This window comes from Streptomyces sp. MGP-BFMKR1 (assembly GCF_057766585.1).
The window spans coordinates 5,113,832-5,138,687 of record NZ_CM173408.1 but is presented as its reverse complement, the minus strand read 5'-3'; the positions used below and the strand labels follow the sequence as shown (position 1 = coordinate 5,138,687).

22 protein-coding genes are annotated in these 24,856 nt (G+C 72.9%); 14 read left to right on the top strand and 8 right to left on the bottom strand.

Going from position 1 to position 24,856, the window contains the following annotated elements; all coding sequences use genetic code 11:
* Window positions 1–195 precede the first annotated feature (195 nt).
* Complete coding sequence (locus AC3CHW_RS20270) at window positions 196–1,668, bottom strand: hypothetical protein (RefSeq protein WP_488467398.1); 1,473 nt, start codon at window positions 1,666–1,668, stop codon at window positions 196–198.
* 742 nt (window positions 1,669–2,410) lie between these two features.
* Window positions 2,411–2,899 carry a hypothetical protein gene (locus AC3CHW_RS20265; RefSeq protein WP_488467397.1) on the bottom strand — a complete coding sequence of 163 codons (489 nt, stop codon included), beginning with the start codon at window positions 2,897–2,899 and terminating at the stop codon, window positions 2,411–2,413.
* 175 nt (window positions 2,900–3,074) lie between these two features.
* On the opposite strand from AC3CHW_RS20265, the gene AC3CHW_RS20260 reads away from it, so the two are divergent.
* Window positions 3,075–4,292 (top strand): helix-turn-helix domain-containing protein, encoded by a 1,218-nt coding sequence (locus tag AC3CHW_RS20260; RefSeq protein WP_488467396.1) that lies wholly within the window; start codon window positions 3,075–3,077, stop codon window positions 4,290–4,292.
* Between the two features lie 55 nt (window positions 4,293–4,347).
* Here AC3CHW_RS20260 and AC3CHW_RS20255 read toward each other — a convergent pair whose 3' ends face one another.
* Together AC3CHW_RS20255 and AC3CHW_RS20250 are read right to left on the bottom strand one after the other, a co-directional pair.
* The gene (locus AC3CHW_RS20255) at window positions 4,348–4,662 is read right to left on the bottom strand and encodes a 4a-hydroxytetrahydrobiopterin dehydratase (protein WP_488467395.1); all 315 of its coding nucleotides are present in this window, start codon (window positions 4,660–4,662) and stop codon (window positions 4,348–4,350) included.
* 9 nt (window positions 4,663–4,671) lie between these two features.
* Window positions 4,672–5,937: a helix-turn-helix domain-containing protein gene (locus AC3CHW_RS20250; protein WP_488467394.1), complete on the bottom strand. Its 1,266-nt coding sequence runs from the start codon at window positions 5,935–5,937 to the stop codon at window positions 4,672–4,674.
* Between the two features lie 101 nt (window positions 5,938–6,038).
* On the opposite strand from AC3CHW_RS20250, the gene AC3CHW_RS20245 reads away from it, so the two are divergent.
* From AC3CHW_RS20245 to AC3CHW_RS20225, 5 genes are all read left to right on the top strand, one after another.
* On the top strand, window positions 6,039–6,458 hold the full coding sequence (locus tag AC3CHW_RS20245) for a hypothetical protein (RefSeq protein WP_488467393.1): 420 nt from the start codon (window positions 6,039–6,041) through the stop codon (window positions 6,456–6,458).
* Window positions 6,455–6,886: a hypothetical protein gene (locus AC3CHW_RS20240; protein WP_488467392.1), complete on the top strand. Its 432-nt coding sequence runs from the start codon at window positions 6,455–6,457 to the stop codon at window positions 6,884–6,886. The genes AC3CHW_RS20245 and AC3CHW_RS20240 overlap by 4 nt, the downstream gene beginning before the upstream one ends.
* Window positions 6,887–6,891: 5 nt before the next feature.
* On the top strand, window positions 6,892–7,173 hold the full coding sequence (locus AC3CHW_RS20235) for a DUF7848 domain-containing protein (protein ID WP_488467391.1): 282 nt from the start codon (window positions 6,892–6,894) through the stop codon (window positions 7,171–7,173).
* Window positions 7,174–7,985: 812 nt separating this feature from the next.
* A complete protein-coding gene (locus AC3CHW_RS20230; protein WP_488467390.1) occupies window positions 7,986–10,901 on the top strand; it encodes a helicase C-terminal domain-containing protein in 2,916 nt (971 codons plus the stop codon).
* Window positions 10,902–11,207: 306 nt separating this feature from the next.
* The gene (locus AC3CHW_RS20225) at window positions 11,208–12,857 is read left to right on the top strand and encodes a DNA repair helicase XPB (protein ID WP_187059674.1); all 1,650 of its coding nucleotides are present in this window, start codon (window positions 11,208–11,210) and stop codon (window positions 12,855–12,857) included.
* 63 nt (window positions 12,858–12,920) lie between these two features.
* Here the strand turns inward: AC3CHW_RS20225 and AC3CHW_RS20220 are convergent, their stop codons facing one another.
* Window positions 12,921–13,163 carry a hypothetical protein gene (locus AC3CHW_RS20220; RefSeq protein ID WP_398607549.1) on the bottom strand — a complete coding sequence of 81 codons (243 nt, stop codon included), beginning with the start codon at window positions 13,161–13,163 and terminating at the stop codon, window positions 12,921–12,923.
* Window positions 13,164–13,576: 413 nt separating this feature from the next.
* On the opposite strand from AC3CHW_RS20220, the gene AC3CHW_RS20215 reads away from it, so the two are divergent.
* The 4 genes from AC3CHW_RS20215 to AC3CHW_RS20200 all read left to right on the top strand — a co-directional run bounded on the left by AC3CHW_RS20215 (window position 13,577) and on the right by AC3CHW_RS20200 (window position 18,303).
* A complete protein-coding gene (locus AC3CHW_RS20215) occupies window positions 13,577–15,895 on the top strand; it encodes a HelD family protein (RefSeq protein ID WP_488467389.1) in 2,319 nt (772 codons plus the stop codon).
* Between the two features lie 486 nt (window positions 15,896–16,381).
* Window positions 16,382–16,792: a hypothetical protein gene (locus AC3CHW_RS20210; RefSeq protein WP_488467388.1), complete on the top strand. Its 411-nt coding sequence runs from the start codon at window positions 16,382–16,384 to the stop codon at window positions 16,790–16,792.
* 85 nt (window positions 16,793–16,877) lie between these two features.
* Window positions 16,878–17,669, top strand: coding sequence for a hypothetical protein (locus AC3CHW_RS20205; RefSeq protein WP_488467387.1), 792 nt, complete (start codon window positions 16,878–16,880; stop codon window positions 17,667–17,669).
* 118 nt (window positions 17,670–17,787) lie between these two features.
* Window positions 17,788–18,303 carry a GNAT family N-acetyltransferase gene (locus tag AC3CHW_RS20200; protein ID WP_488467386.1) on the top strand — a complete coding sequence of 172 codons (516 nt, stop codon included), beginning with the start codon at window positions 17,788–17,790 and terminating at the stop codon, window positions 18,301–18,303.
* 148 nt (window positions 18,304–18,451) lie between these two features.
* On the opposite strand, the gene AC3CHW_RS20195 is transcribed toward AC3CHW_RS20200, so the two are convergent.
* Window positions 18,452–19,168, bottom strand: a complete 717-nt coding sequence (locus tag AC3CHW_RS20195; protein ID WP_488467385.1) for a copper homeostasis protein CutC — start codon at window positions 19,166–19,168, stop codon at window positions 18,452–18,454.
* Between the two features lie 295 nt (window positions 19,169–19,463).
* Between AC3CHW_RS20195 and AC3CHW_RS20190 the strand changes: the two genes are divergently transcribed.
* Window positions 19,464–20,090, top strand: a complete 627-nt coding sequence (locus AC3CHW_RS20190; RefSeq protein WP_398607729.1) for an HD domain-containing protein — start codon at window positions 19,464–19,466, stop codon at window positions 20,088–20,090.
* A gap of 340 nt (window positions 20,091–20,430) precedes the next feature.
* Complete coding sequence (locus tag AC3CHW_RS20185; protein WP_488467384.1) at window positions 20,431–21,708, top strand: Cmx/CmrA family chloramphenicol efflux MFS transporter; 1,278 nt, start codon at window positions 20,431–20,433, stop codon at window positions 21,706–21,708.
* Between the two features lie 147 nt (window positions 21,709–21,855).
* Here AC3CHW_RS20185 and AC3CHW_RS20180 read toward each other — a convergent pair whose 3' ends face one another.
* Entirely contained in the window at window positions 21,856–22,185 is a 330-nt protein-coding gene (locus tag AC3CHW_RS20180; RefSeq protein WP_488467383.1) for a DUF4031 domain-containing protein, read from the bottom strand.
* Window positions 22,185–22,595, bottom strand: coding sequence for a hypothetical protein (locus AC3CHW_RS20175; protein WP_176162271.1), 411 nt, complete (start codon window positions 22,593–22,595; stop codon window positions 22,185–22,187). The genes AC3CHW_RS20180 and AC3CHW_RS20175 overlap by 1 nt, the downstream gene beginning before the upstream one ends.
* Window positions 22,596–22,657: 62 nt before the next feature.
* Here AC3CHW_RS20175 and AC3CHW_RS20170 point away from each other — a divergent pair, with 62 nt between their 5' ends.
* Together AC3CHW_RS20170 and murQ are read left to right on the top strand one after the other, a co-directional pair.
* On the top strand, window positions 22,658–23,632 hold the full coding sequence (locus AC3CHW_RS20170) for a MurR/RpiR family transcriptional regulator (RefSeq protein WP_488467382.1): 975 nt from the start codon (window positions 22,658–22,660) through the stop codon (window positions 23,630–23,632).
* A gap of 191 nt (window positions 23,633–23,823) precedes the next feature.
* Window positions 23,824–24,771: an N-acetylmuramic acid 6-phosphate etherase gene (murQ, locus tag AC3CHW_RS20165; RefSeq protein ID WP_488467381.1), complete on the top strand. Its 948-nt coding sequence runs from the start codon at window positions 23,824–23,826 to the stop codon at window positions 24,769–24,771.
* The last annotated feature ends 85 nt before the right edge of the window (window positions 24,772–24,856 follow it).

Genomic DNA, 24,856 nt, shown 5'->3' with positions numbered 1-24,856 from the left:
GGGCGGCGCGGCTCGGGGGCCGTAGGCCGAGCCGCGCGGGGCGCCGCCCGGGGCGCGGCTCGTTCCCGTACGCCTCGGCTCGTACGACTCGGCCCGTACGCCTCAGCTCGTAGCTTCTGCTCTTACGGTGGCGCTACGCGCGGTGGCACGCGGCACCGAGGGACTACGACCGTGGTGCTACGCGCGGGGTGGGGCTCAGCCGTTGCGCTTCCGCTGCACGCGCCACACCAGGTACAGCGCCGACCCGAACGCGGCGGCGCGGATGACCGCGGGGGCCGTGTCGGCGAGGGCGTCGCCCATGCCGTCCTCCGGGATGGCCGCGCCCCAACGTTCCTCGAACCGCCCCCACAGCCACACCATGCCGCCGAACACCGCGAGGCTGGGCACGCCGATGGTGGCGAAATTGGTCTCGCCACGGGTGAGGCCGCGCGTGTTGTACGCGAGGACCCAGCCGAGACCCAACGCGATCCAACTGCCGAACGCGCCGCCCGCGACCAGCAGGAGCGCGGCCACCACCGCCAACCAGGCGATGGACCCACCGCCGCCCCCGGCGTCACCGCCACCGCCGCCCTCGCCGCCGCGCCGCCGCAACACCCGCCGCAGCAGCCCGCGACGCTTCCCGGCACCCTCGCCGGCCGCGCCGCCACCCGCCGCGCCGTCCACGAGCTTCCCCGAGGTGATGTCGGGGACCGAGCCGTCCGGAAGCTTCTCGACCGGTTTGGCCCCGGGGCCCGTTTCCCCCGGCGGCTTGAGCAGGTCAGGCAGGTCGATGCCGCCGACGAACCCGTCCACGTAGCCGGGTCCCTGCCCCTGCGGCGCGAACACGCCGCCGTCGAACGGGCTGACCTCCAGCGGCCCCGGCTCGTTGAGCCACCAGTCGGGGTTCGACTCGCGCGGCCCGAGTTCGTCCTCGCCGGCGAGGTGCGGCGGCGAAGCCGCGCCCGGCGGCCGGAACCGTGGCCGGGGCGGGTACGCGGGGGCCGGCGCGCCGAAGCCCTCCGCGCCCTCCCCTACCTCCGCCGCCTCCGCCGTCTCCGCTTCCCCCGCCGCCTCTTTCCGCATCCGCGGCCCGGCCGGCCGCTCGGCCGCCGGCTGCGGCTGCGGCTGTGGTTGTGCCGGTACGTTCGGGGTGGCGGGGCGTGCGGTGCGGCGGGCCGACCGGTCGTCGCCCCGCCGCTGGGACGGGGCCCTGCCGGTGAACCCGCTGGTCAGGTTGGCCGTGAAGGCGCTGAGGTCGGTCAGTTGGGACAACTTCTCGCGGGCCGCGCGGGTGGCCTGGTCGGCGGCCGAGAAGATCCCCGTACGGTCGGCCCCGCCGTCCCCCGCCGTGGCCCCGCCACCGGCCGGCCGGCCCGCGCCGGCGTCCTGCTGACGCGCGGTGGAGTTCGGCCCCGGCTCGATGTACGTCGGCTCGATCGGCGCGGGCGTACCGGGAGGCCGACCTCCCGCCGCGACCACCACCTCGGCCGGCGTCCCGATCTTCGCCAGCAGCTTCTTCACGGCGGCGGGGTTGTCCCCACCCGCCATGGCGGCCCGCCGCCGATCGATGTCGGCCCGCAACTCGGAGACCAGCCGCACCCGATCGCCCGAGAGCAGCCCTTGCTGCTGGGCGAGGTCGCCGACCTTGCCCAGATAGTCATAAACGAGCTGATCGCTCTCGATCCCCACCAAAACCCCTGCGAATCCGGAACGTTGGCGCCCTGAACCCTCCCGACGTTACCGTTCCAGCCGCCCTGGGGGGCGCTAGCGCCACGGGTGGGTTGTTTCGGGCGGGGGTGGGTTGCATGGGGGTGGTGTGCGGGGCTGTGACGGGGGGCTGTTAGGCGGGGGTGGTGTGTGGGTTGGACGGCGACTGGGGACGCCACTGTGGCGCGCCGGTTTCGCGGATTACCTCGGGGAGGCGTCGGCGACGAGCGTGGCGGTCACCCTGGGGTGGTTGCTCAGCCCTGCCGAGGGCGCCGGGCCGGGCGCTGGCCCGCGAGCAGGGCGATAGCCTGGAAAGCCTGACTGGCAGGGGGCTTTATGGGTGGTAGGCCGAGCTTGCGCGGTAGGTCGGAGTTCGCGGAAGTTGCAAAAAACCGGGGTACCGCGCGATAAAGCCGCAGGTCAAATGCTCTGGATCCCGCGAGCGCGGGGATGGCCCCTTCCCCGGAACGCGACCTATCGCTCAAATCGCCTGGTCCCCGCGCGCGGGGATGGTCCCATCATCATCCTGATGGTGAACGCGGTCGCGGCCTGGTCCCCGCGCAGGCGGGGATGGTGCCGGCGTTCTCAGCGCGCGGATTCGGGACGTGGTCTGGTCCCCGCGCGTGCGGGGGTGGTCCTTCGTCGGCGTACTGGAGAGGCCAGGGGCCGCCGCTGGTCCCCGCGCGCGGGGCTGTGCCACCAACACCCAGTCACACCCGCCCCGTCACCTCCCCCGCCGCGCCCCCTCGGGCCAGACGACATCCACGGGAATCCCCATCTCCCGTGCTGCCACCACCACATCGGCCGTTCCCCCGCCCTTGCCGCTCGGGGGCGCGCCGTCCCATACCGCGACCAGCCGATCAGCCCGCTCCAGCAGTACGGCGTTGGCGGCCTCGTAGGCAGCCCGATTCGCCGTTTCGTGGGGCATGACCAGGATCTCGTGAGCGGCCAGGCGCAACCGGTCGAAGGTGTCCGCGTGGGCGGGCTTGACCTTGGCTTCGCGGTAGTCCCGCGACGGGACGACGACGACCAGGCGCCCGCCCGCCTCCAACACGGCTTCGGCGAACAGCGAGTCCGCCCCAGCGGCGATGCAGGACACGCCTGTCAGCTCGTCGTCGCGATGCTGGGTGATGACATGTCGCAGGGCCTCGCGGACGAGGGCGGTGGTGGCGTCGGCCAGGTCGATGTGTCCGGTGACAGCCAGCGTGACCATGTGGCGCTTCCTCACTTCGATGGCGGCGGGCTGCGCGATGGCAGTCCGCCAGCCCAACCTGCCGGTGCGAGCGATTGTCACCGTACGAGATGGGGGAAGCGGCACACTTCACCCCGGATGACGCGAGCGCGCGTCGGCGTACCGTGGATTCCGGGCCCTGCGACGGGAGCAACGTATGAGCACTTCATTCGAGTTGGGCATGGGTGACCGGCTGGCCCGGTTGCGGATTCGGCGCAGTCTTACGCAGGAGCGCCTGGCCGAACGGGCTGGGGTCTCCGTTGACGTGATTCGCAAACTGGAGCAGGGGCGACGTCGGACGGCCCGGTTGGCCACGATCAATTCCCTCGCCCGGGCGTTGGATACCGAGCCGAGCTACCTCGTGGGCCAGCCTTCCACCTTCGAGAATCCGGACCCCCACGCGGAACTCCCCTCCGTGTTGGCCCTCCGGCGAGTCATTTCCCCGGTATACGACCTGTTCGACGGCGAAGCCGACCCGGAAGATCCGCCCAGCATCGCCGCGTTGCGCGCCTCCCTCCATTCCACTGACGGCATCCGGCGGGAAGGGCGTCTCGGGGAAATCGGGGCGCTACTCCCCCAGTTGATTCGCGATGCCCGCGCGGCGGCCCACGCCTCCTCCGGAGCCGATGCGGCGGCAGCGCATTCCGTACTGGCCGTCGCCTATCAGGTGGCGGCGACAACGCTGGCCGCGCTGGGCAAGGAAGACGCGGCCTTCACGGCCATAGAGCGGTCGATGCAGTCGGTTCGACAGAGCGACGATCCGCATCTCGAAACCCTCGCGTTGTCCACGCTCTCCTGGGTCTTCACCAAGCAGGGGCGCCTCGCGGACGCCGAGGCGGTGGCCTTGAAACGGGCCGCCGCCATCGAGCCGAATTTCCGGTCCGCGCCGAAGGAACTCGCCCTGTGGGGCGTCCTCATCCTCCGCGCGGCAACCGCCGTCGTACGGCAGGACCGCCGCGACGACGTAACGGACCTGCTCAACATGGCCTCGGCCGCCGCCGCCCGCATCGGAACGGATCAACTGGTCTACGCGACGCCGTTCGGTCCGACGAACGCCGGGGTGGCCAAGGTCAATTTCCTGGTGGAGATGGAAAAGGCCCCCGAGGCCATCCAGGCCGCCCGTACCGTTCCCGATATCGGTTCCCTACCCCCTACCTGGCGGGCCAGGTTCTACGTTGATCTCGCCCTCGCGCACGCGGAACTCCACCAGGACGCCTCGTCGGCCACGGCGCTACTCACGGCAGAGCAGGCCGCCCCGGAATGGATGCGCTACCACGCGACAACGCGCCGGCTCACCGGCGAACTCCGCGAGCGCTCCACGCGCCGTGATGCTCCGGTTGTCGGGCTGGCCGCCCGACTGGGCATCGACGGATAGACACGAGTCCTCACGCCACTGATCGATGGTCGATGATGACGGCGACTATGGCGCGTTACGCCGCCGTGGTCGCGCCGTGTGCTGCGACGATCCGCTCGATCTCCGCGACGAGCTTGAAGTCCAACGGCGTCACCACACCGCCAGCGGTGTACGTGGTCATGCTGAAATGCAGCCGCTCCCACCGAATGTCGATGTCCGGGTGGTGCTGGAGCCGTTGGGCGGCTTCCGCTACCTCGTTGATGACCTCGATACTTGTGTAGTAGTCCAGTTGATAGGTCTTCGAGATGCGGCTCGTATCGCCGGACCATCCCGCCCAGTTCGTCAGATTCTCCTTGACCTCTTCCGCCGTCAGCGGGTCGCGCTCGGCCATGTGCCTCTCCTAATCTCGATGGTTAATGCGCAGGCTTGAATGAGCGAGTAATGCGCGCACCTCATCGGTCACGGGCGCATCGTGCCAAGGTGCCAGCCGTTCCCAGGTCAGCCGCAATTCCTGCCACAGGCGGGCCGAGTCGACCTGCACCGCTACCCGGATGGCCGATGCCAGGGCCTCCGCTGATTCCTCCGGCTGTCTGCTGTCAGCTAGTGCAGCCGCCCGTCGTGCGGCGAAGGCGCCGGAATTCCGCCACCGCGTCCCAGGAACGATCTGGTCCCACAACCGCACAGCTTCCGGGCCCAGCCGCATGCGGCTGTAGCAGGTGGCTCGTTGGGTTTCCAGGTAGAGCGGCGTCCTCGTGGCGTTGCCCCACGCGTAGTCGTCATCGATGTGCCCGACGAGTTCGCCGGCCCTGTCGAGCAGCCGATCGGCGGAAGTGCGATCACCAACCAACGCATACCCGTGAGCGGCTTGCTGGAGCGCTTGCACTCGCACCTTGGCGCAGAGGTGCCTTTCGTCCGCCAGGGCCGCCGAAGCCATCTCGATCGTCGTCGGTCCGTCACCGTCGTCCATGGCCACCATGGCGCGGTTGGCCAATGCGTGGGCTACGAGTTGCCTGTCGTGGGATCGATGTGCCAGGTCCAGAGTTCTTATTCCCCAGACCGTCGACTGATCGAGTTTGCCACCATCTTGGTAAAGCCACGTGATCAAACCAGCGAATCCAGCAGCCAGTTCCCAGAGCCCCTTTCGGGTAACTCCGTGGCTGAGGGATGCCACATGCGCGACGATTCGGAAGTGCGCGAGGGCAGAGGGTACGAGCCGATGGGAGCTATGCGATGCGTCGGCTGCCCACAGTTCGCGGAGTTGGTTCCTGAAATACCCGACGCACTCCGGTGGCACCGCGCGCGACGGAGGCGAACCGGTGGGAATCACGGTGAGTGCGAGGCCGCTACTATCGGCGAGAAATGTACGCCTGTCAAGCCCGAGCCCAACGTGCTGCTCGAACTGCGCGAGGGCATCCGCGAGGGCCAAGGAGGCGGGTACGGGCGCTCCCGTCAGCCAGTGCGCCGATACGCCGAGCGCCTGCGCGAGGAACGGGAGCCAGTCGTGTGGCGTGCGCAGCCCTCGCTCGTACCGACTGATCTCGTTCCGGGTCAGGCCCCCGGACGTCAACCCAGCCAACTGGTTGGCCTTGGCCGCAAGCTTGCCCTGCCCTAAGCCGAGTTCAGACCGACGTTGTCGCATCCGCTCGCCCATGGTCGTGCGCTCCATGCTGGCCCCTACCTGGCCCCCACCGCTGCCCTGTCTCGCGACTTCTCCCTCCAGTTGTATCAGCGGAACTGGTCTTCTGAGTAAGGGAAATGGGGTGCGTGATGGTCGTGGACTCGTCGCAGCTCACCTCCGGGCCGCGAGCCTGGATTCCGCCCGGTGAAGGCGTCAACTGGTCCTCCATCGGTCAGCACGGTTGGCACGTCATCAGCCTGTCGACCTGGTTGGGCAACCGTGTGCTGGCCGAACTCGGCGAGGAAAGTGGCGCCGTCATCCAAGACGACCTCGTACACACCATGACCTGGCTCATTCCGCTCGGCTCGGCCGAGGAGTGTGCCCTGCCGCCTGAGGCGGACACGACGGGTAACGAGGGGAAGATCTTCGTGCCGGGCATGGCGCGTACACGCACTACGTACTGGCGCGTCAAGCCGGACACCCACCGGCTGTTGACTGACTGCGCCCGTCTGCTCGCCGCACTCGAGGCCGTCCAGAACAACTCGCGCCCCGGGCGGCCAGCGTCATGACGGACACGAGACTCGGCTGGTGCCCACCGTCCTGCGCCAGCGTGTCGTTGCTGCCCGCCGGCCGGGACTGGGACGCCGTACGCGCCGACGCGGCCACCGCCCGCTGGGCCTTCCCCATCCTCAACGGCCCGCACGACTGCGCGGCCATCGTGGACCCGTACACCTACTCCACCTACTGGCTCCTACCACCGGGTGAGGCACACGACTTCATCCACTGGCAACGCCTGCATCCCCACGTGACCGTGCTCCCGGCCAGGCCCGGTACGCACTACGTCGGCATCCCGCCTGCGCATCGCCGCACGGGGCCGGGATTGCACTGGTACGTGCCGCACAACTGGTCCGGCCGCTACCTCACCGAACCCGCCTACCTCGCCGCCGCCCTCACCCCCGCCGTCCACGCCGCCCACGGCCCCCACAACAACCGGTAACCGCCATGACCCACCGACGCCGTTACCGCTACGTCGAAATGAGCCTGGCTCCTGATCCGGCAGCCGAGCCGTACACCGTCCGCGCCACGTGCCTGACCTGCGCCGAGCAGTCACCGGAACCCGAACCGTCGGAGTCCATCACCGGCCAGCACCAGCGGGCTCAACGCTGGTGCACCAGCCACGCCGCCCGCGACCACCCCGACGGCCGCCACCTCCGCTACACCGCCCACGTGACCTTGCGGTGGTTGGTCACACTCGCCGAGGACATCGGGCCCATCGCGCCGTAGGCAGGCGAAGGCGAGGAGCGTGAGGTGGCGTACAGGCGCACGTCAGGGTGAACCGTCCATCGGTGGCGGCCGGTTCGCACGCCAGGAGGCTGGTGTTGGCGTCCGGCTCACGTGTGGAGCGGCCTGCGGATACGCTGCGGACACCGTCCTGCCGGGAGGAGAGTGTGAGCGATATGCCGAACTTGGGCGATAGGTCGGAGTTCGCGGAAGTTACAAAAAACCGGGATACCCCGCGATGAACCCGCAGGTCAATTGCTCTGGTCCCCGCGCGCGCGGGGATGGTCCCTGATCGTGTCGCCCAGGCGCACGGTGATTTCGCTGGTCCCCGCGCGCGCGGGGATGGTCCCCATGCGCTGCACCTCGTATGTCGAGCGCAAAACTGGTCCCCGCGCGCGCGGGGATGGTCCCTCGGTCGCGGAATCCATCCTCGCGCAGATGGCCTGGTCCCCGCGCGCGCGGGGATGGTCCCAGCCCGCCACTGCCGGACCCAGCACTCCGGCGCTGGTCCCCGCGCGCGGGGATGGTCCCCGCCGATCCGGGCCGAGATCGAGCGCGCGTTGCTGGTCCCCGCGCGCGCGGGGATGGCCCCAAGACGGCGACAGCGGGGCGCCGCCAGTAGCGTCTGGTCCCCGCGCGCGGGGGATGTCCCCAGCTCGATGCCCTTGGTAAAAACCGGCATCGTCTGGTCCCCACGCGGGGACGACGAACCCACCCCACCCCCACCCAAGTCTCAATCAAGCCCCGCTCGCGCCGCCGCCCCCGCGTTGCGTGACTCATAGGGCGGCAGCCGCCCACCCGGTACCGTGGTCCGAATGACCACCTCGCGGGATCGAGCGGCACGCAGGACCCGGGGAGCCGGGCAGCGCGAGGGCGCCCGTGGGGCGCCGCGCACGCTGGCGGAAGAGTTGCGGGGGCGCCCCGACAGCGCGCTCGAACTGTTGCTGCGCGCCCGGCCTGACCTGCTCAATCCGGTGCCGAACGACCTCACCCAGCTCGCCACCAGGGCGGGTACCCGGGCGTCGGTCGTACGGGCCGTCGAGCGGTTGGACCGGTTCGCGCTCCAGGTAGCCGAGGCGCTGGCCGTGGCGCCCGACCCGTGCCCGTACGAGACGCTGCGCGACCTGCTGACCGGCGACCCGGACACGCCCCCGGAGCCGGGCCCCGGCGCGAACGCCGCCCCGCACGCGCCCCCGGCGCTGAGCCCGGATCCGCCCTCGCAGTCCGGCCCCGGCCCGAGCGAAAACTCAGGCACCGCCCCGAGCGACAACGCCGCCCCCACCAACGCGACCGCCGACGACATCCGGGCCGCGCTGCCGCACGCCGTGGCGACGTTGCGCCGACAGGCGTTGGTGTGGGGCGGGGACGACCGGCTGCGCCTCATCCGTACCGCCCGCGAACTGCTCGCGCCGGCCGCCAACAGGCCCTCGCCCACCGGGCTCGGGCCGACCGTCGCGGAGGCCACGGCGGGGATGTCGCCCGGGCGGTTGCAGGAGGTCATCGCCGCGGCGGGGTTGCCGGCCACGCATGATCCCGTGACCGCTGTCGCGGCCCTGACCAGCCTGTTCAGCGACCGTACGCGGATGGCGGCGCTGCTCGACCAGGCGCCGCCGCAGGCGCGCGCCGTGTTGCGGAAGCTGATGTGGGGGCCGCCGTACGGCTCCGTGTCCGCCGCCACCGCCGAGACGGCCGCGGCGGAGAACGGCGTGGGCCAGGCCCCGCACCCCGCCCCCGGGCCGGCCGGCGCGCCGCAGGCGCACGCCAGCGCACAGGGCGAGCCCGCGCACGCCGCCTCCGGTCCCGCGCCGCACCTGCGCTGGTTGCTGGCCCGTGGCCTCCTGCTGCCAGCCGGCCCCCGTAACGTCGTCCTGCCGCGCGAGGTCGCGCTGCACCTGCGCGGCGGGCGGGCGCACCGCGACGTCGAGCCGGTGCCGCCACCGCTGGCGCCGCTGGCCGAGCGGCGTACACAGGTTGTGGACAGCGCCGCGGCCGGCCAGGCCTACACCGCCCTGGCGACGGTGGAGGAGCTGCTCACCGAGTGGCAGAGCGGCGGGCCCGCCGTGTTGCGCGCCGGCGGATTGAGCGTGCGCGACCTCAAGCGGACCGCCGGCGCGCTCGACGTGACGGAGTCGATGGCCGCTTTCTGGATCGAGCTGGCGTACGCGGCCGGGCTGCTGGCCTCGGACGGGGAGGCGGACGAGCGGTTCGCGCCGACGCCGGCGTACGACGAGTGGCTGCGGCTGCCCGCCGAGCAGCGGTGGGCCAGGCTCGCCACCGCCTGGCTGGTGGCCACCCGTACGCCGGGGCTCGTCGGTGGCCGGGACGCCAAGGGGCGCACGCTGGCGGCGCTCGGACCCGACCTGGACCGAGGTGCCGCGCCGGAGGTGCGCCGGCGCGTGCTCGGGCTGCTGGCATCGCTGCCGGCCGGGGCCGCGGTGCCGGCCGACGCGTTGCTGGCCAGGCTGGCGTGGGAGCGGCCGTTGCGGGGCGCGGCCGGGGCCGACGCGCCCCCGGGCGACGACCCGCGTTCCCGGCTGGCCCGCTGGGCCCTCGCCGAGGCGGAGGAACTCGGTGTGACCGGTCGCGGGGCGCTCGCGGCGCACGGCCGCGCGCTCACCGGCCCGAGCGCGCCGCCCGAGCCGACCCCGACGGCCGACGCACCCACCGAGCAGGCCGACCCCGCCGAACAGCCGGTCCCCACCCCGACCCCCGCCGAACTGGCGGCCTCCGGCGCCGCCGCCGCGCGGCTGCTGGCCCCGCTGCTCCCGCAGCCGCTGGACCACGTACTCCTCCAGGCCGACCTGACCGCCGTCGCGCCGGGGCCGCTCGAACGCCACCTCGCCGACGTGCTCGGCGTCCTCGCCGACGTCGAGTCCAAGGGCGGCGCGACGGTCTACCGCTTCACGCCCACCTCCGTACGCCGCGCGCTCGACACCGGCCGCACCGCCGCTGACCTGCACGCCTTCCTCGCCGAGCACTCCCGTACGCCGGTGCCGCAGCCGCTGGCGTACCTGATCGACGACGTCGCGCGCCGGCACGGCCAGTTGCGGGTGGGCGCGGCCTCCGCGTACGTGCGCTGCGACGACGACGCGCTGCTCGCCGAGATCCTGGCCGACCGGCGCTCGTCGGGGCTGCGGTTGCGCCGGCTCGCGCCGACCGTGCTGGCCGCCCAGGCGGACCCCGCGGTGCTCCTGGAGCGGCTGCGCGAGATGGGGTACGCGCCCGCGGCCGAGTCGGCGGAGGGCGACGTGCTGGTGACACGGGCCGACGCGTACCGCACCCCGCCGCGCTCCGCGCCGGCCCCCGTGCCCGACGGGCCGCCGGTGCCGGACGAGACGCTGCTGCACGCGGCGGTACGGGCGATCCGCGCCGGCGACCTGGCGGCGACGGCCGCGCACAAGCCGGCGGCGACGAGCGACGACGAGGCCGGTCCCGCCGCCGCCCCGGGCCAGGCCGCCGACCAGCCCGCGCCGGCGGCTACCGGCGCGGGCCAGCTCCCGCGCACCACGTCCGCCGAGACCCTGGCCACCATGCAGGCGGCGGCGCTCACCGGCTCCGCCGTGTGGATCGGCTACGTCAACGCGGACGGCGCCGCCAGCCAGCGGGTGATCGCCCCGGTGCGGGTCGAGGGCGGGTTCGTCACGGGGTACGACCACACCGCCGACGAGGTCCGCACCTACCCGCTGCACCGCATCACGGGCGTCGCCGAATTGGCCGACGACGCGCTGTGAGCCGGCGGGGCCGCGACCAGCCCCACCCCGACGCCCCAGCCCAACCTCGCAGGTCAGCGCCCGCCCACCACCCCCGCCAGCGGCCCGCCTCCGCCACGTCACCACCCCCGCGTGACCGATCCCACCCCGGCGCCCCGCCGCGATGAGCGACACTGGCTGTTTGGCCGCCCATCGCGCGGCGGCCCCCGGACGCCGTACCTGCCGCCGCCCCCGCGGCGCGCTCGCGCGGTCCAGGGCGGCCCGGGTGGTCGCCGATGCCAGCCGGTCACCAGTGGAACCGGTCACCAGCGGAAAGGGCGAGGCAACGTGAACGGACCCCTCATCGTCCAGAGCGACAAGACACTCCTCCTGGAGGTGGACCACGACCAGGCCGACGCCTGCCGTCGGGCCATCGCCCCGTTCGCGGAGCTGGAGCGCGCGCCGGAGCACATGCACACCTACCGGGTCACCCCGCTCGGCCTGTGGAACGCCAGGGCCGCCGGGCACGACGCCGAGCAGGTGGTGGACGCGCTCGTGGAGTTCTCCCGGTACCCGGTGCCGCACGCCCTGCTCGTGGACGTCGCCGAGACGATGGCCCGCTACGGACGGCTGCGGCTGCTCAAGCACCCCACGCACGGGCTGGTCCTGGAGAGCAGCGACCGGCCGGTGCTTGAGGAGGTGCTGCGCTCGAAGAAGGTGCAGCCGCTGGTCGGGGCGCGCGTCGACGAGGACACCGTCGTGGTGCACCCGTCCGAGCGCGGGCAGATCAAGCAGACCCTGCTCAAGCTGGGCTGGCCGGCCGAGGACCTCGCCGGGTACGTGGACGGCGAGGCGCACGCGATCGAGCTGGACGAGAGCGAGTGGTCGCTGCGCCCGTACCAGAAGCAGGCCGTCGAGGGCTTCTGGCACGGCGGCTCCGGCGTGGTCGTGCTGCCCTGTGGCGCGGGCAAGACGCTGGTGGGCGCCGGCGCGATGGCCGAGGCCAAGGCGACCACGCTGATCCTGGTCACCAACACCGTCTCGGCCCGGCAGTGGAAGCACGAACTGGTACGGCGCACCTCGCTGACCGAGGACGAGATCGGCGAGTACAGCGGCACGAAGAAGGAGATCCGGCCGGTCACCATCGCCACATACCAGGTGCTGACGACCAAGCGGAAGGGGATCTACCCGCACCTGGAGCTGTTCGACTCGCGGGACTGGGGGCTGATCGTCTACGACGAGGTGCACCTGCTGCCGGCGCCGGTGTTCAAGTTCACCGCCGACCTCCAGGCGCGCCGCCGGCTCGGTCTGACCGCGACGCTCGTACGGGAGGACGGCCGCGAGTCGGACGTCTTCTCGCTCATCGGCCCCAAGCGCTTCGACGCCCCGTGGAAGGAGATCGAGGCGCAGGGCTACATCGCGCCCGCCGACTGCGTCGAGGTGCGCGTCAACCTGACCGACAGCGAGCGCCTCACGTACGCGACCGCCGAGGCCGAGGAGAAGTACCGCTACTGCGCGACCACCGCCTCCAAGCGGCGGATCACCGAGGCGCTGGTCAAGCGGCACGAGGGCGAGCAGACGCTGGTCATCGGGCAGTACATCGACCAGCTCGACGAACTCGGCGAGCACCTGGGCGCGCCGGTGATCAAGGGCGAGACGACCAACGCCCAGCGGGAGCGGCTGTTCGACGCCTTCCGGGCCGGCGAACTGTCCGTCCTCGTCGTCTCCAAGGTGGCCAACTTCTCCATCGACCTGCCCGAGGCGACGGTGGCCATCCAGGTCTCGGGCACGTTCGGGTCGCGGCAGGAGGAGGCCCAGCGGCTCGGTCGGGTGCTGCGGCCGAAGGCGGACGGGCACGAGGCCAGGTTCTACTCGGTGGTCGCCCGCGACACGATCGACCAGGACTTCGCGGCCCACCGCCAGCGGTTCCTGGCCGAGCAGGGTTACGCGTACCGAATCGTCGACGCGAGCGAACTCCTCGCGGACGAGGACGTGTGAGGTCGTCGTGAGGTACAGGTCGGTCGGGTACGGGCGGCTCGGGTACGAAGGGGTCGGCTGGGGCTACTTCTTCTTCACGCCCGCGTCCTCGTAGTCGCCGAGCACGGCCACGCTGAACGCGGCGCCCGCGAAGGCCCGCACCGCGTGCAGCGCGGTGCCCAGCGGGCGGCGGGAGCGCGGGAGTTCGCCGGTGCGCGGCGTGGAGGCGGTGGCACAGGCGGCCGTCGACCCGGGGTTCACCGGGGCGGAGCCGTAGCCACTGGTCGTCGGGGCGAGGGGCGCTGAGGTGATGGTCGCGATGCTCATGTACTCCATCATCGATTCCGCGAGCGGCTCGGGCATCGGCCTGCCGATGTAAACGTCGGTGGGCGCCCCTCCCCCTGCGGTCCTATGGCATCCCCTACGGGAGGTGGAGACCAACCCCGAGATTCCCGTCCCGCCCGCACCCGAGCCGGAGCGGAGAACCGCAGTCGGCCTCGTAAAAAACCGGTCGCGTCCGCCTGTCCTCATGGTTAAACTCTCGCTCTTCCCCGGCCATGCCGGGTTCCCCGCCTCCCTCACCGCCAGGGAGCGCCGCCGTCCGGACGGAAACCGGGCGGTCTTCGCTCACATCCGCGCGTAGGCGTCATGCGCCGACGTGCGCCCTCGCGCGCCCGTCGGCACACGCGGGCGCCCACGCGCGCTTGGTACGCCCTCGTACAACAGCCGGAGGCCACACCGTGCCGTCGCACGCCCAGCAACCCGCCGCACCCCTGCCCACCAGCGCCGACGAACCGCCCGAACCGCCCTCGGGCGGCGCGGGCGCGGCCGGCGAGGCCGACACCGCCGACGGTGGGCCGCTCGCCAGGGAGCGCGCGCACCTGGCCGCCTCCCGGGCCGCGCTGCGGGCCATGCGCCAGGACGCGGAGGCGCTCGACACGCGGGACACGGCCGGGAACTGGGTGAGCGCCGAGTCCCTGCGGCACACCATCGACGAGCGGATCAAGGCGCTCGCCGACCTGTCCGACACCCCGCTGTTCTTCGGCCGCCTCGACTACGGGCACGACCACCACACCACCGAGACGCCCGCCGCGCCCACCCCGGCCGACCGGCCGGCCGCGGGGAGCACGGTGGACGAGGTCGGCGACCGGTTCTACATCGGGCGCCGGCACGTACACGACGCCGACGGCGAGCCCATGGTCATCGACTGGCGCGCGCCCATCTCCCAACCCTTCTACCAGGCGTCCCCGAAGAAGCCGATGGACGTCGTACTGCGCCGGCGCTTCGGCTACACCGGCGGAGAGTTGACCGCGTACGAGGACGAACCGCTCAGCGGTCCCGGCGCCGACGGCGGCGAACGGACCAGCAGGCTCCTCCAGTCCGAGATCGAGCGGCCCCGCGTCGGCCCGATGCGCGACATCGTCGCCACGATCCAGCCGGAACAGGACGAGATCGTCCGCGCCGGCATCGGGGGCACGGTCTGCGTGCAGGGTGCGCCCGGCACCGGGAAGACCGCCGTCGGCCTGCACCGGGTGGCGTACCTGCTGTACGCGCACCGCGAGCGGCTGGCCCGCACCGGCACCCTGGTCATCGGCCCCAACCAGTCCTTCCTGCACTACATCGAGCAGGTGCTGCCGGCGCTCGGCGAACTCCAGGTCAAGCAGGCGACGGTGGCCGACCTGGTGGCGCACGTGGAGGTGCGCGGCACGGACAGCGCGGAGCGGGCCCGGATCAAGGGCGACGCGCGCATGGCCGAGGTGCTGCGCCGCGCGCTGCGCTCCGGGGTGCGGATGCCCCAGGAGTCGGTGGTCGTGGTGCGCGGCTCGCGCCGGTGGCGGGTGCCCGCGTACGAAGTGGAGGAGATCGTACGGGAGTTGCTGGCCCGCGACATCCGGTACGGGGCGGCCCGCGCGGCCCTGCCGCAGCGCATCGCGCACGCCGTACTGGTGCGCATGGAGCAGTCCGGCGAGGCCCCGGACGACCGGGTGCAGGACGCGGTGGCCCGCAACGCGGCGGTGAAGGCGGCGGTCAAGGAGATCTGGCCGGCGGTCGACCCGGTCAAGCTGGTGCTGCGACTGCTCTCGGACGCCGACGCGCTGGCCGAGCACGCGGCGGGCATCCTCACCGAGGAGGAGCAGCGCACGCTGCTGTGGGAGAAGCCGGCCCGCGGCCCGAAGTCGGCGAAGTGGTCGGCGGCGGACGCGGTGTTGATCGACGAGGCGGCCGACCTGATCGAGCGCACGCCCTCGCTCGGGCACGTGGTCCTGGACGAGGCGCAGGACCTGTCGCCGATGCAGTACCGCGCGGTGGGCCGGCGCTGCACGACGGGTTCGGCGACCATCCTCGGCGACATCGCGCAGGGCACCACGCCGTGGGCCACCGGCAGTTGGGCCGAGGCGCTGCACCACCTGGGCAAACCGGAGGCCCGGGTCGAGGAGTTGACGCGCGGCTTCCGCGTGCCGCGCGAGGTGATCGCGTACGCCTCGCGGCTGCTGCCCTCGATCGCCCCGGACCTGACGGAGGCGACCTCGGTCCGGGAATCCCCGGGCTCGCTGGAGTTCCACCGGGTAGCGCCGGAGGACGCGGGCGGGGGAACAGCGGCGCTCGACGCGGAGGTGGTCGCGGCCTGCCAACGCGCCTTGGCCCAGGAAGGGTCGATTGGTCTCATCGCCGCCGACGCCCGCGTCCCGGCCCTCGCCGAGGCCCTCGCGTCGGCCGGCCTCAACCACCTCTCCCCCGGCGAGGAGACCACGGCCGACGCCCGCCTCACCCTGGTCCCGGCCTCGCTCGCCAAGGGCCTGGAGTACGACTACGTGGTCCTCGACGAGCCGGCCGCGGTGGTCGCGGGCGAGCCGCTGCTGTCGGGCCCGCCGGCGCAACCCACCACCGAACCCGCTGGTGAGGCCGGTGCCGCCCGCCCGCCCCAGGTCCCCGCCCACCGCACGGGCCTGCGCCGCCTCTACGTCGCCCTCACCCGCGCCGTGTCGGGCCTGACCATCGTCCACGCGCAGCCGCTACCGGCGGAACTCGCGCGGGGGAAGGGGTGGGTGGGGGTGTAGCCCCGGGAGTCGTGAGGCCCATGGTGCACACGGTCACTCTCAACGTCCCGCAGTTCGAAGTCATATTCCAACTGACATATCAACTAGTGGAGGTGAGAGAAGCAGTTCTCGCCGAACGAGGATGTTCGCGAGAAGACGTGCGAGTGCTCTTGTCAGCCGTTTGGGACATGCGCGCCTTCGTCGATCGCGCACGCGCGGGTGACACCTTGAGTATCAGCATCGGGATCAACGAACACGCGACGGTTGAGCGAGGTAACCCACCCACCTCCGTACAGGATGCGGGAATCTCACCGACCGAGCATCTAACGCTGCTTCCGCGGCGGCTGGCTCTCCTGTGGCCCATTCTCCTGAGAACCACGGCTCACGCCCTGGGTGAGATGGAAGTCTTCTATCGGACCGGTTACAGAGACGCCGAGGTTGATGCCGCGTTGCGGGCTCTGACCTCGGGGCGAAGCGGAGGACCGACATCGTGCAGGTGACAGCCCCATGAGGGACACGCTGATCCTGTTCACCGGCGTCACGCACCACCCCACGCTGGTCACCCGCCTCCGCAGCTTCCCCCGCCTAGCAGCAGGGCCGCAATTCGAGCGCTACGCGTGCGGCGCCTGTACGTTCGGGGTGGACTTCAGCCAGGACGTCCTGGACGAATGCGATGAAAGCGAACTCGCCTGGATCGCGGAGCGGATAGGGACCTTCCGCGCCACACTGATCGAATACGAGGACATGGCGTGCGCTCGCACGCTTCTTGAGCGTGCGATCCCGGACCTGAATGGCGTTCTGGATACCAACTACGAAAGCCTGGTCAGTTTTCCCGACGCCATGCGCTGGCTGACACTCCACCCTTATCGGCACTTCCGGGAGGGCCCGCCACCAGACCTGCTGACCGATGACGGCTGACGACCCGCACAAGCGGCCCACGAAAAGCGCCGCCTGACCGTTCACACCCTGCGCCACTCAACCCCGCCTCCCCACAAGGACCCCCGTGCGCTGCCACATCGCCGAAGCGGTGACCGCCCACCTGCACGCGGTCGGCACGGGCCCCGGGCTGGGCGATGGCATGCGTCACTACCCCCGGTACTCGTTGAGTGGCGGGTACGTAGCCGTGGGCCCGTACCGCGACGCCCGAGAGCGCGAGGAACACGCGCGGGTGACGTCGGGGAGTACCGACTGGCTGTGGGCCGATGGAGACGAGATGCGGTTCGAGAAGCAGAGCGGGCTGCTGACGAGTGCGTTTCTCGCCGTGCCGGAGGAACCGTCGCAGGATGACGGGGAAGGCGCGGAGTGGCTGTCCGTGCCTGTCCGCCCGGGCGGGTTGTCCGTCACGCCGGGCACGGACTTCGATCGAAGTCGGGCGGAATCTCGCTGGTGGGACGAGACGGCTGCCGCCCTGGTGTGCCACTACCCCGAGCGACCCACCCGCCCTCGGCAGCGGGTGCGGCTCGCCGTCGCGCCGGGGCTTTCCCTGCTGTGGGGGAACGGGCGGCTGTCGGGCTGGATGCTGGAGGACCCGGCGCGCTACCTCGTCCACGGCTGGGAACCGGCGGCCGACACACCCAGCACGGCCGACACGCGAGCGCTGCTGAGCGCGTACGTCTCCCTGCTCTCACCAGCGTCGATCGACGCGATGCACGCGGGCGACCCGGGCGCGCTGCGGCGGCTTGAGGAACTGCGCGACGCCATCGCCGCCAGTGGCTCCTCGGACGTGCCCCGGAAGGACGTGCTGCTGCACGCCGTGCGCGAGCTGATGGAGCACTGGTACGACCGAGGGGCGTAGGGCGAGCCCCGCTACCCACCACCCCCGCCGTGATCTTGCGCCCACCACCACCGTCACCGAGGATGGCCCCACGGAACGTACGGGCGTTCGAGTCCGTGGCGGGGAGTGGAGGGGAAGCGTGGTCGATCACTGGGTGCGGTTGGAGCTCGACGTGGCGGCGTTCGACGAGGGGCGTTTCGCGTCGTACGTGCGTGGCTGTCAGGCCGCTGGCCTTCGGCTGACCACGCTCGCCGAGTTGGGGGACGCGCCGGACCACCGGCGGGCGTTGTACGAGCTGAACAAGGAGTGTTCCGCCGACATACCGGAGCGCGGGGAGTTCTTCTCGTACGAGGAGTTCGTTCGGCGGCGCTTCGACGATCCCTCGTACGACCCGCGCGGCGTCGTGCTCGCGTTGGACGGCGACGTGTGGGTGGGGATGGCGGCCACCTCGCGGCACAGCACGTTCGCGATGAACGAGATGACCGGGGTGCGCGCCGCCTACCGGGGGCGGGGCCTCTCGCTGGCCATGAAGACGTACGGCATGGCCTTCGTGCGGAAGTGCGGGCTGCCCACGGTCCGTACGATCCACCATCCGGCCAACGCGAGCGCGATCGCGATGAACCGGAGAATGGGGTTCGTCGACGCGGCCACCTGAGTCACTCCCGTACGGGTCTGCCCCGGCCGGGTGCTGTCGTCGCACGGGATCCGTGCGCCCGAGCGCGTGCCGGGTGGCCCGCGCCGCTCCGCGCCTCAGTGTCTACCGCCCCGCACGGAGCCCGGGCCGCCCCGCGTCGCTCGGCGCCTCAGCCCACGCTCACCGGCGTGTCCAGCGCCGCGCGCCAGGCGGCGACGGACTCGGTGTCCACCGGGCCTGACCAGCCCTGGGGCCGGGCGGCGCCGCCGATGTGGAAGGCGTCGACGCCCGCCTCGCGGAGCGCGGGCAGGTGGTCCAGGCGCAGGCCGCCGCCGACGAGGATGGTCGGCTCGTAGCCGGGTTCGCCGGTCGCGCCGCGCTTCGCCTCGGCGACCAGCGTGGCCAGTCCGGCATCCACGCCGGCCGCCGCGCCGGCCGTCAAGTACGTGTCGAGGCCGGGCAGTTCGATCAGCCGCTTGCGGGCCAGGTCGCGGTCGGCGGCCCGGTCGATGGCGCGGTGGAAGGTCCACGGGGCGCCGTCGATGGCCTCGGCCAACGCGCGCACGGTGGCCAGGTCGGGCTGCCCCGCCTCGTTCAGGAAGCCGAAGACGAACTGGTCAGCGCCCTCGGCGCGGAGTGCTCGCGCGCTCGCGCACAGGGCGGCCACCGCGCTCTCGCCGCCCGCGGCGAAGCCGTCGGCGGAGCGCAGCATGACCCGCAGCGGGAGGTCGACGGCGGACCGGATCGCGGCGAAGCCGTCGAGCGTGGGGGTGAGCCCGTCGGCCGCCATGTCGGTGACCAGTTCGAGGCGATCCGCCCCTCCGGCCTCGGCCGCGATCGCGTCGTCCACGCCGAGCGCGATCACCTCAAGAATTGGTCTAGACATGTAACACAGCCTGCCACATCCCGGCCCGGGACCGGAAGGTGTACCTCACAATTGGCCTATGCCAGCCCCCGTGCCACATCCCCATTCCCCTTCCGGCGACGCCTCCTTCGGCGACCGCCGCGCCGGCCGGCCCCGGCGCCAGGACCCGGGCGCGTCGTCGCCCGAGCCGCGCCCCGCGACCCCGGCCGAGCCGGACGACGCCGCTGCCGACGCCGATGCCGCTGCCGCTGCCGCTGCCGACAATGCGGCCACCACCGCCGCCGCGACCGGCTCCCCGCACCCCGCGACCGACGCCCTGCTCTCGCGCTGGGCGCAGGCGCTGATCAACGCGCGCGGGGGCGGCGAGGGGCCCGACCCGCTCCCGTACGGCGAGAACCTGCTCGCCCGCTGGGCCGAGCCGCACCGCCGCTACCACACCACCGACCACCTCATCGCCGTGCTCAACCGCGTCGACGAGTTGGCCCACCACGCGGACGACCCCGACGCGGTGCGGCTCGCCGCCTGGTTCCATGACGCGGTCTACCTGCCGGACCGCTCCACCAACGAGGAGCGCAGCGCCCGGCTGGCCGAGCGCGCGCTGCCGGAGGCGGGCGTCCCGCCGCAGACCACCGCCGAGGTGGCCCGCCTGGTGCGGTTGACCGTCGAGCACGACCCGGCCGAGCGGGACCACAACGGCCAGGTCCTGTGCGACGCGGACCTGGCGGTGCTGGCGGGCGGGCCGCAGGAGTACGCGGCGTACGCGGCGGCGGTGCGCGCGGAGTACGCGTTCGTGCCCGACGACGCGTTCCGCGCCGGGCGCGCCGACGTGCTGCGTCAACTCCTCGGCCAAGAGCACCTGTTCGGGACGCCCACCGGCCAGGCCCGTTGGGAGCGAGTGGCGCGCCGCAACCTCACCACGGAGCTGGAGCTGCTGAGCGCGTAGCGCCGGCTCGGTTCGGGGCAGGTGTGGTGCGGGGACGGGTGCCGGCTCGGTTCGGGGCGCGACGCGGGGACGGGTGACGGCCCGGGCACGGTTTCGGGGGCGCGCGGGCGAGCTGGCCGGACCAGGCCCAGGCCGGGCCCAGACCCGGCGCCGGCCGTGTCGTCCGACCGCTGACGGGGGCGTGACCTGCGGAAAGACACCAGGTAGCAGCGGCGTACCGGGAATGTCAGGCGGCGGCGAACTGTTCTTGCCTGTCATGCCCGTCCCCACTGAACCCACAGCGCCCCACCCTGCCCCCGCACCTCCCGCTTCCCCCGAGTCACCCGCGGCGCCCCACCGCATGCCCATCGCCGTGTACGTGCTCGGCCTCTCGGTCTTCGCGCTCGGCACCTCGGAGTTCATGCTCTCCGGGCTGCTCCAGCCGCTCGCCCGCGATATGGGCGTCTCCATCCCCCAGGCCGGTCTGCTCGTCTCCGCGTTCGCGGTCGGCATGGTGGTCGGCGCCCCGGTGCTGGCCGCCGCCACCCTGCGGCTGCCGCGCCGGACGACCCTGATCGCCCTGCTGACCGTCTTCGGGCTCGGCCAGATAGCCGGCGCGGTCGCCCCCACGTACGCCGTGTTGTTCGTCTCCCGCGTCATCAGCGCGCTCGCGTGCGCCGGGTTCTGGGCCGTGGGCGCTTCGGTGGCCGTCTCGCTGGTGCCGGTGACCGCGCGGGCCCGGGCGATGGCCGTGATGGTCGGCGGGCTGAGCATCGCCAACATCGCCGGCGTGCCCGCCGGCGCGTTCCTCGGCCAGCACGCCGGCTGGCGGGCCGCCTTCTGGGCGGTGGCGGGGCTGTCCGCGCTCGGGCTCGTCGGCGTCATCGCCCTCGTGCCCCGTACGGCGCCCGCGACCGGCGACGACGCGCCCTCGCTCCGCCGGGAGCTGCTCATCTACCGGGACCGGCAGGTGTGGCTCGCGCTGGTCACCACGGCCCTGAACGGCGGCGCCGTCTTCGCCCTGTTCTCCTATCTCGCGCCGCTGCTCACCGACACCGCGGGCCTGAAGGAGAGCTGGGTGCCGACGGTGCTCGGCCTGTTCGGCGTCGGCGCCCTGATCGGCACCGCCATCGGTGGGCGCATCGCGGACGCGCACCTCTTCGGCACCATCTACGGCGGCATCATGGCCTCCACGGCCGTGCTCACGCTGCTGGCGCTCACCGCTCAGTGGCCGGCCGCCGCCGTCACCCTGTCGCTGCTGCTCGGCGTCACCGCCTTCACCACGGCACCGGCGCTCAACGCCCGGATGTTCAACGTCGCGAGCGCGGCGCCCACCCTGGCCGGGGCCACCACGACCTCGGCGTTCAACATCGGCAACACGGTCGGCCCCTGGCTCGGCGGCCTGGTCATCGGCGCCGGCTGGGGCTACCCGGCCGTCGCCTGGACCGCCGCCGCGCTGGCCGCCCTCGCGGTCGGCACCACGGCCGTGGCCTCCCGCCTGCACCAGCGGAGCGCCGCCACCGAGCCCGGCACCCGCGTGGTGGCCAGCTCGGCCAGCTCGGCCAGCTCCGCGCCGAAGCCCGCCGCCCTGGCCAAGACCGACACCACCACGGCGGCGGAGCCCTGCTCCACCACCTGAGCCCGCACCGGCCAGCGGGCGGGCGGCCCTGAACCCCGGGCCCGCCCGCCCCGGCGGCCCGGCGACGTTTACGCAGGTCGCGCGGGCCGCGCAACCGCGTGACCACGGGACACCGGGTTGCGGACCCTGTGGGCCACGGGACCACGACTACGGGGCGGCGCCGCCCGCCGAGCCCGGGTCGCCCAGGCTGTCGTCGCGCAGCGGGGCCGCGCCGTCGGTGCCCTGCTTCGGCCGGCGCAGCCCGGCCCCGGTGAGCCGGCGCACCAACTCCTTGCTGCTCACCTCGATCGCGCCGGCCTCCACCGCCGCCGCGTAGCTGGCCGACGGCAGGTCGTAGTGGTCGCGGTCGAAGCCGCGCCGTGGGACGCCGATGCGCTCGGCGAACTCGTGCAGCTCCGCGTACGAGACGTCGCTGATCAGGTGCGACCACATGCGGCCGTGCCCGGGCCACACGGGCGGGTCGATGTACACGGCCATCAGTGCTCGTCCTCGGCCTCGCGGTCGCGTCTCGGGCCGCGGCCCCCGCCGCCCGACACCACGGAGCCCAGCGCGCCCACCCGGGCGACCGCGACCGTGGTCTTGGCGCACACCCAGTGCGGGTCGGCGCCCAACTCGGGCTCCACCTCAAGGGCGTGCGGGTCGCCCCCGCCCACGCACACCGGGCACAGCGGCCACCGCCCGTACCGCTCAAGCAGGGCGTCCTGGACGTCCTGGGCCACCAGGCCGGCCACGAACTCCGAGCCCTCGGGCCACTGCTCGACCCACCACCGGCGGTGCGCCACCGCGTCCTCCACGAGCGAGACCACGTCCGCCCGTGCCACGTCCCCCGCCGACAGATCGGCGAGCACCAGCGCCCGCGCCATGTGCAGTGTCTGTTCGAGCTCCATGCCTCCATTGTCAGGGGCACCAAGGGTTGACGCCCGCCACGACTGAAAATACCTTTCAAAGAGTGAGCAGCAGACTGAAAGAAACTTTCACCGGCGGCGGTGGCCCGCGCGGTGCCGCCGCGCCGTCCGGGCCGCTGGCCCCGGCCGCGGCTCCGGCACCGGCCCCGGCGGCCCTGACGGCCAAGGTCCGCGCCCTGGCCCCGACCATGACCCGTTCCATGCAGCGGGTCGCCGAGACGGTCGCCGCCGACCCGGCCGGCTGCGCCGCGCTCACCGTCACCGGCCTCGCCGCGCGCACCGGCACCAGCGAGGCCACCGTCGTGCGCACCGCCCGCGTCCTGGGCTACCCGGGCTACCGGGACCTGCGGCTCGCCCTCGCCGCGCTCGCCGCCCAACAGGCCGCCGGCCGCGCGCCGGCCGTCACCGCCGACATCGCGGTGGACGACCCGATATCCGACGTGGTCGCCAAGCTGGCCCAGGAGGAGCAGCAGTGCCTGGCGGACACCGCCGCCGCCCTCGACCCGGTCCAGCTCGACGCGGCCGTGGCGGCGCTGGTGGCCGCCCGCCGCGTGGACGCGTACGGCATCGCCGCCTCCGGACTGGTCGGCCAGGACCTGGTGCAGAAGCTGCTGCGGATCGGGCTGATCGCGCACGCCCACACCGACCCGCACCTGGCGGTCACCAACGCCGTGCAGCTCCGGCCGGGTGACGTGGCCATCGCGATCACGCACTCGGGTCGCACCATCGACGTCATCGAGCCGTTGCGCACGGCCTTCGACCAGGGCGCGACGACGGTGGCGATCACCGGGCACCCGGAGGCCGAGGTCGCCCAGTACGCGGACCTGGTGCTGACCACCTCCACCGCCCGCGAGAGCGAGCTGCGACCGGCCGCGATGTCCAGCCGTACGAGCCAACTCCTCGTCGTGGACTGCCTGTTCGTCGGCGTCGCGCAGCGCACGTACGCCACCGCGGCCCCGGCCCTGTCGGCCTCCTACCAGGCGCTGGCGCACCGCCACGACCCGCGCCCGGGCCACTGAGCCCCACCCGCCGCTCCCGTACGCCGACCGCGAGACCCCGCCCGCGCGGCGTCGCCCGCACCCGCACCCGCGCCCGCGCCCGCGCCCGCGCCCCCGAACCCGTACGCGCACCAGCCGTACCGGCCGCGCCATCCGCACCAGCTCTCTCCTGCGAACCTCCCTCATCCGTACCGAGAAAGAGCCCCCGTCGCATGAACCCCAGCACCCAGGGCCAAGCGCCCGACCGGCTCCGTGCCGAGCTCGACACCCTCACGACCGAGGCGTTCCGCCCCGAGCTGGCCGACGTCGACCGGCTCAACACGCTCGCCATCGCCCGCCTGATGAACGCGGAGGACGCCGCCGTCCCCACCGCCGTCGCCGAGCGGCTTCCCGAGGTGGCCGCCGCGATCGACGCGATCGCCGCGCGGATGGCCGACGGCGGCCGGCTGATCTACGCGGGCGCGGGCACCGCGGGCCGGCTCGGGGTGCTCGACGCCAGCGAGTGCCCGCCCACCTTCAACGCGGCCCCCGACCAGGTCATCGGCCTCATCGCGGGCGGCCCGGACGCGCTGGTGACCTCGATCGAGGGCGCCGAGGACAGCGCCGAGCTGGCCGCCGCCGACCTGGCCGCGCTGAAGCTGACCGACCGCGACAGCGTGGTGGGCGTCTCCGCGTCGGGGCGCACGCCGTACGCCGTCGGGGCCGTGACCTACGCGCGCGAGCGCGGCGCCCTGACGGTGGGGCTGGCCTGTAACGCGGGCTCGGCCCTCGCGGCTGCCGCCGAGCACGGCATCGAGGTCGTGGTCGGCCCCGAAATGCTCACCGGCTCCACCCGGCTCAAGGCGGGCACGGCCCAGAAGCTGGTGCTCAACATGGTCTCGACGCTGACCATGATCCGCCTGGGCAAGACGTACGGGAACCTGATGGTGGACGTGCGGGCGTCGAACGAGAAGCTGCGCGCCCGCTCGCGCCGCATCGTGGCGCTGGCCACCGGCGCGCCGGACGACGCGATCGAGGCGGCTCTCGCGGCCACCGGCGGCGAGGTGAAGAACGCCATCCTCACCCTCCTCGCGGACGCGGACGCCGCGACGGCCGAGCGGCTGCTCGCGGAGGCGAACGGCCACCTCAGAGCGGCGATCGACGCCGCCCGCGCGACCTGAGCCCGGCGGATCGGGACAGCCCGCACGCACGGCAGCCCACACGGCCCGACGGCCCACACGGCACGGGCAGCCCGCACGGTCCGCG

Bases quoted from the DNA above. Each gene is read 5' to 3' on its own strand.
- AC3CHW_RS20265 (WP_488467397.1), bottom strand. From the start codon at position 2,899: ATGGTCACGCTGGCTGTCACCGGACACATCGACCTGGCCGACGCCACC.
- AC3CHW_RS20260 (WP_488467396.1), top strand. From the start codon at position 3,075: ATGAGCACTTCATTCGAGTTGGGCATGGGTGACCGGCTGGCCCGGTTG.
- AC3CHW_RS20255 (WP_488467395.1), bottom strand. From the start codon at position 4,662: ATGGCCGAGCGCGACCCGCTGACGGCGGAAGAGGTCAAGGAGAATCTG.
- AC3CHW_RS20250 (WP_488467394.1), bottom strand. From the start codon at position 5,937: ATGGAGCGCACGACCATGGGCGAGCGGATGCGACAACGTCGGTCTGAA.
- AC3CHW_RS20245 (WP_488467393.1), top strand. From the start codon at position 6,039: ATGGTCGTGGACTCGTCGCAGCTCACCTCCGGGCCGCGAGCCTGGATT.
- AC3CHW_RS20240 (WP_488467392.1), top strand. From the start codon at position 6,455: ATGACGGACACGAGACTCGGCTGGTGCCCACCGTCCTGCGCCAGCGTG.
- AC3CHW_RS20235 (WP_488467391.1), top strand. From the start codon at position 6,892: ATGACCCACCGACGCCGTTACCGCTACGTCGAAATGAGCCTGGCTCCT.
- AC3CHW_RS20230 (WP_488467390.1), top strand. From the start codon at position 7,986: ATGACCACCTCGCGGGATCGAGCGGCACGCAGGACCCGGGGAGCCGGG.
- AC3CHW_RS20220 (WP_398607549.1), bottom strand. From the start codon at position 13,163: ATGAGCATCGCGACCATCACCTCAGCGCCCCTCGCCCCGACGACCAGT.
- AC3CHW_RS20210 (WP_488467388.1), top strand. From the start codon at position 16,382: ATGAGGGACACGCTGATCCTGTTCACCGGCGTCACGCACCACCCCACG.
- AC3CHW_RS20195 (WP_488467385.1), bottom strand. From the start codon at position 19,168: ATGTCTAGACCAATTCTTGAGGTGATCGCGCTCGGCGTGGACGACGCG.
- AC3CHW_RS20185 (WP_488467384.1), top strand. From the start codon at position 20,431: ATGCCCATCGCCGTGTACGTGCTCGGCCTCTCGGTCTTCGCGCTCGGC.
- AC3CHW_RS20180 (WP_488467383.1), bottom strand. From the start codon at position 22,185: ATGGCCGTGTACATCGACCCGCCCGTGTGGCCCGGGCACGGCCGCATG.
- AC3CHW_RS20175 (WP_176162271.1), bottom strand. From the start codon at position 22,595: ATGGAGCTCGAACAGACACTGCACATGGCGCGGGCGCTGGTGCTCGCC.
- murQ (WP_488467381.1), top strand. From the start codon at position 23,824: ATGAACCCCAGCACCCAGGGCCAAGCGCCCGACCGGCTCCGTGCCGAG.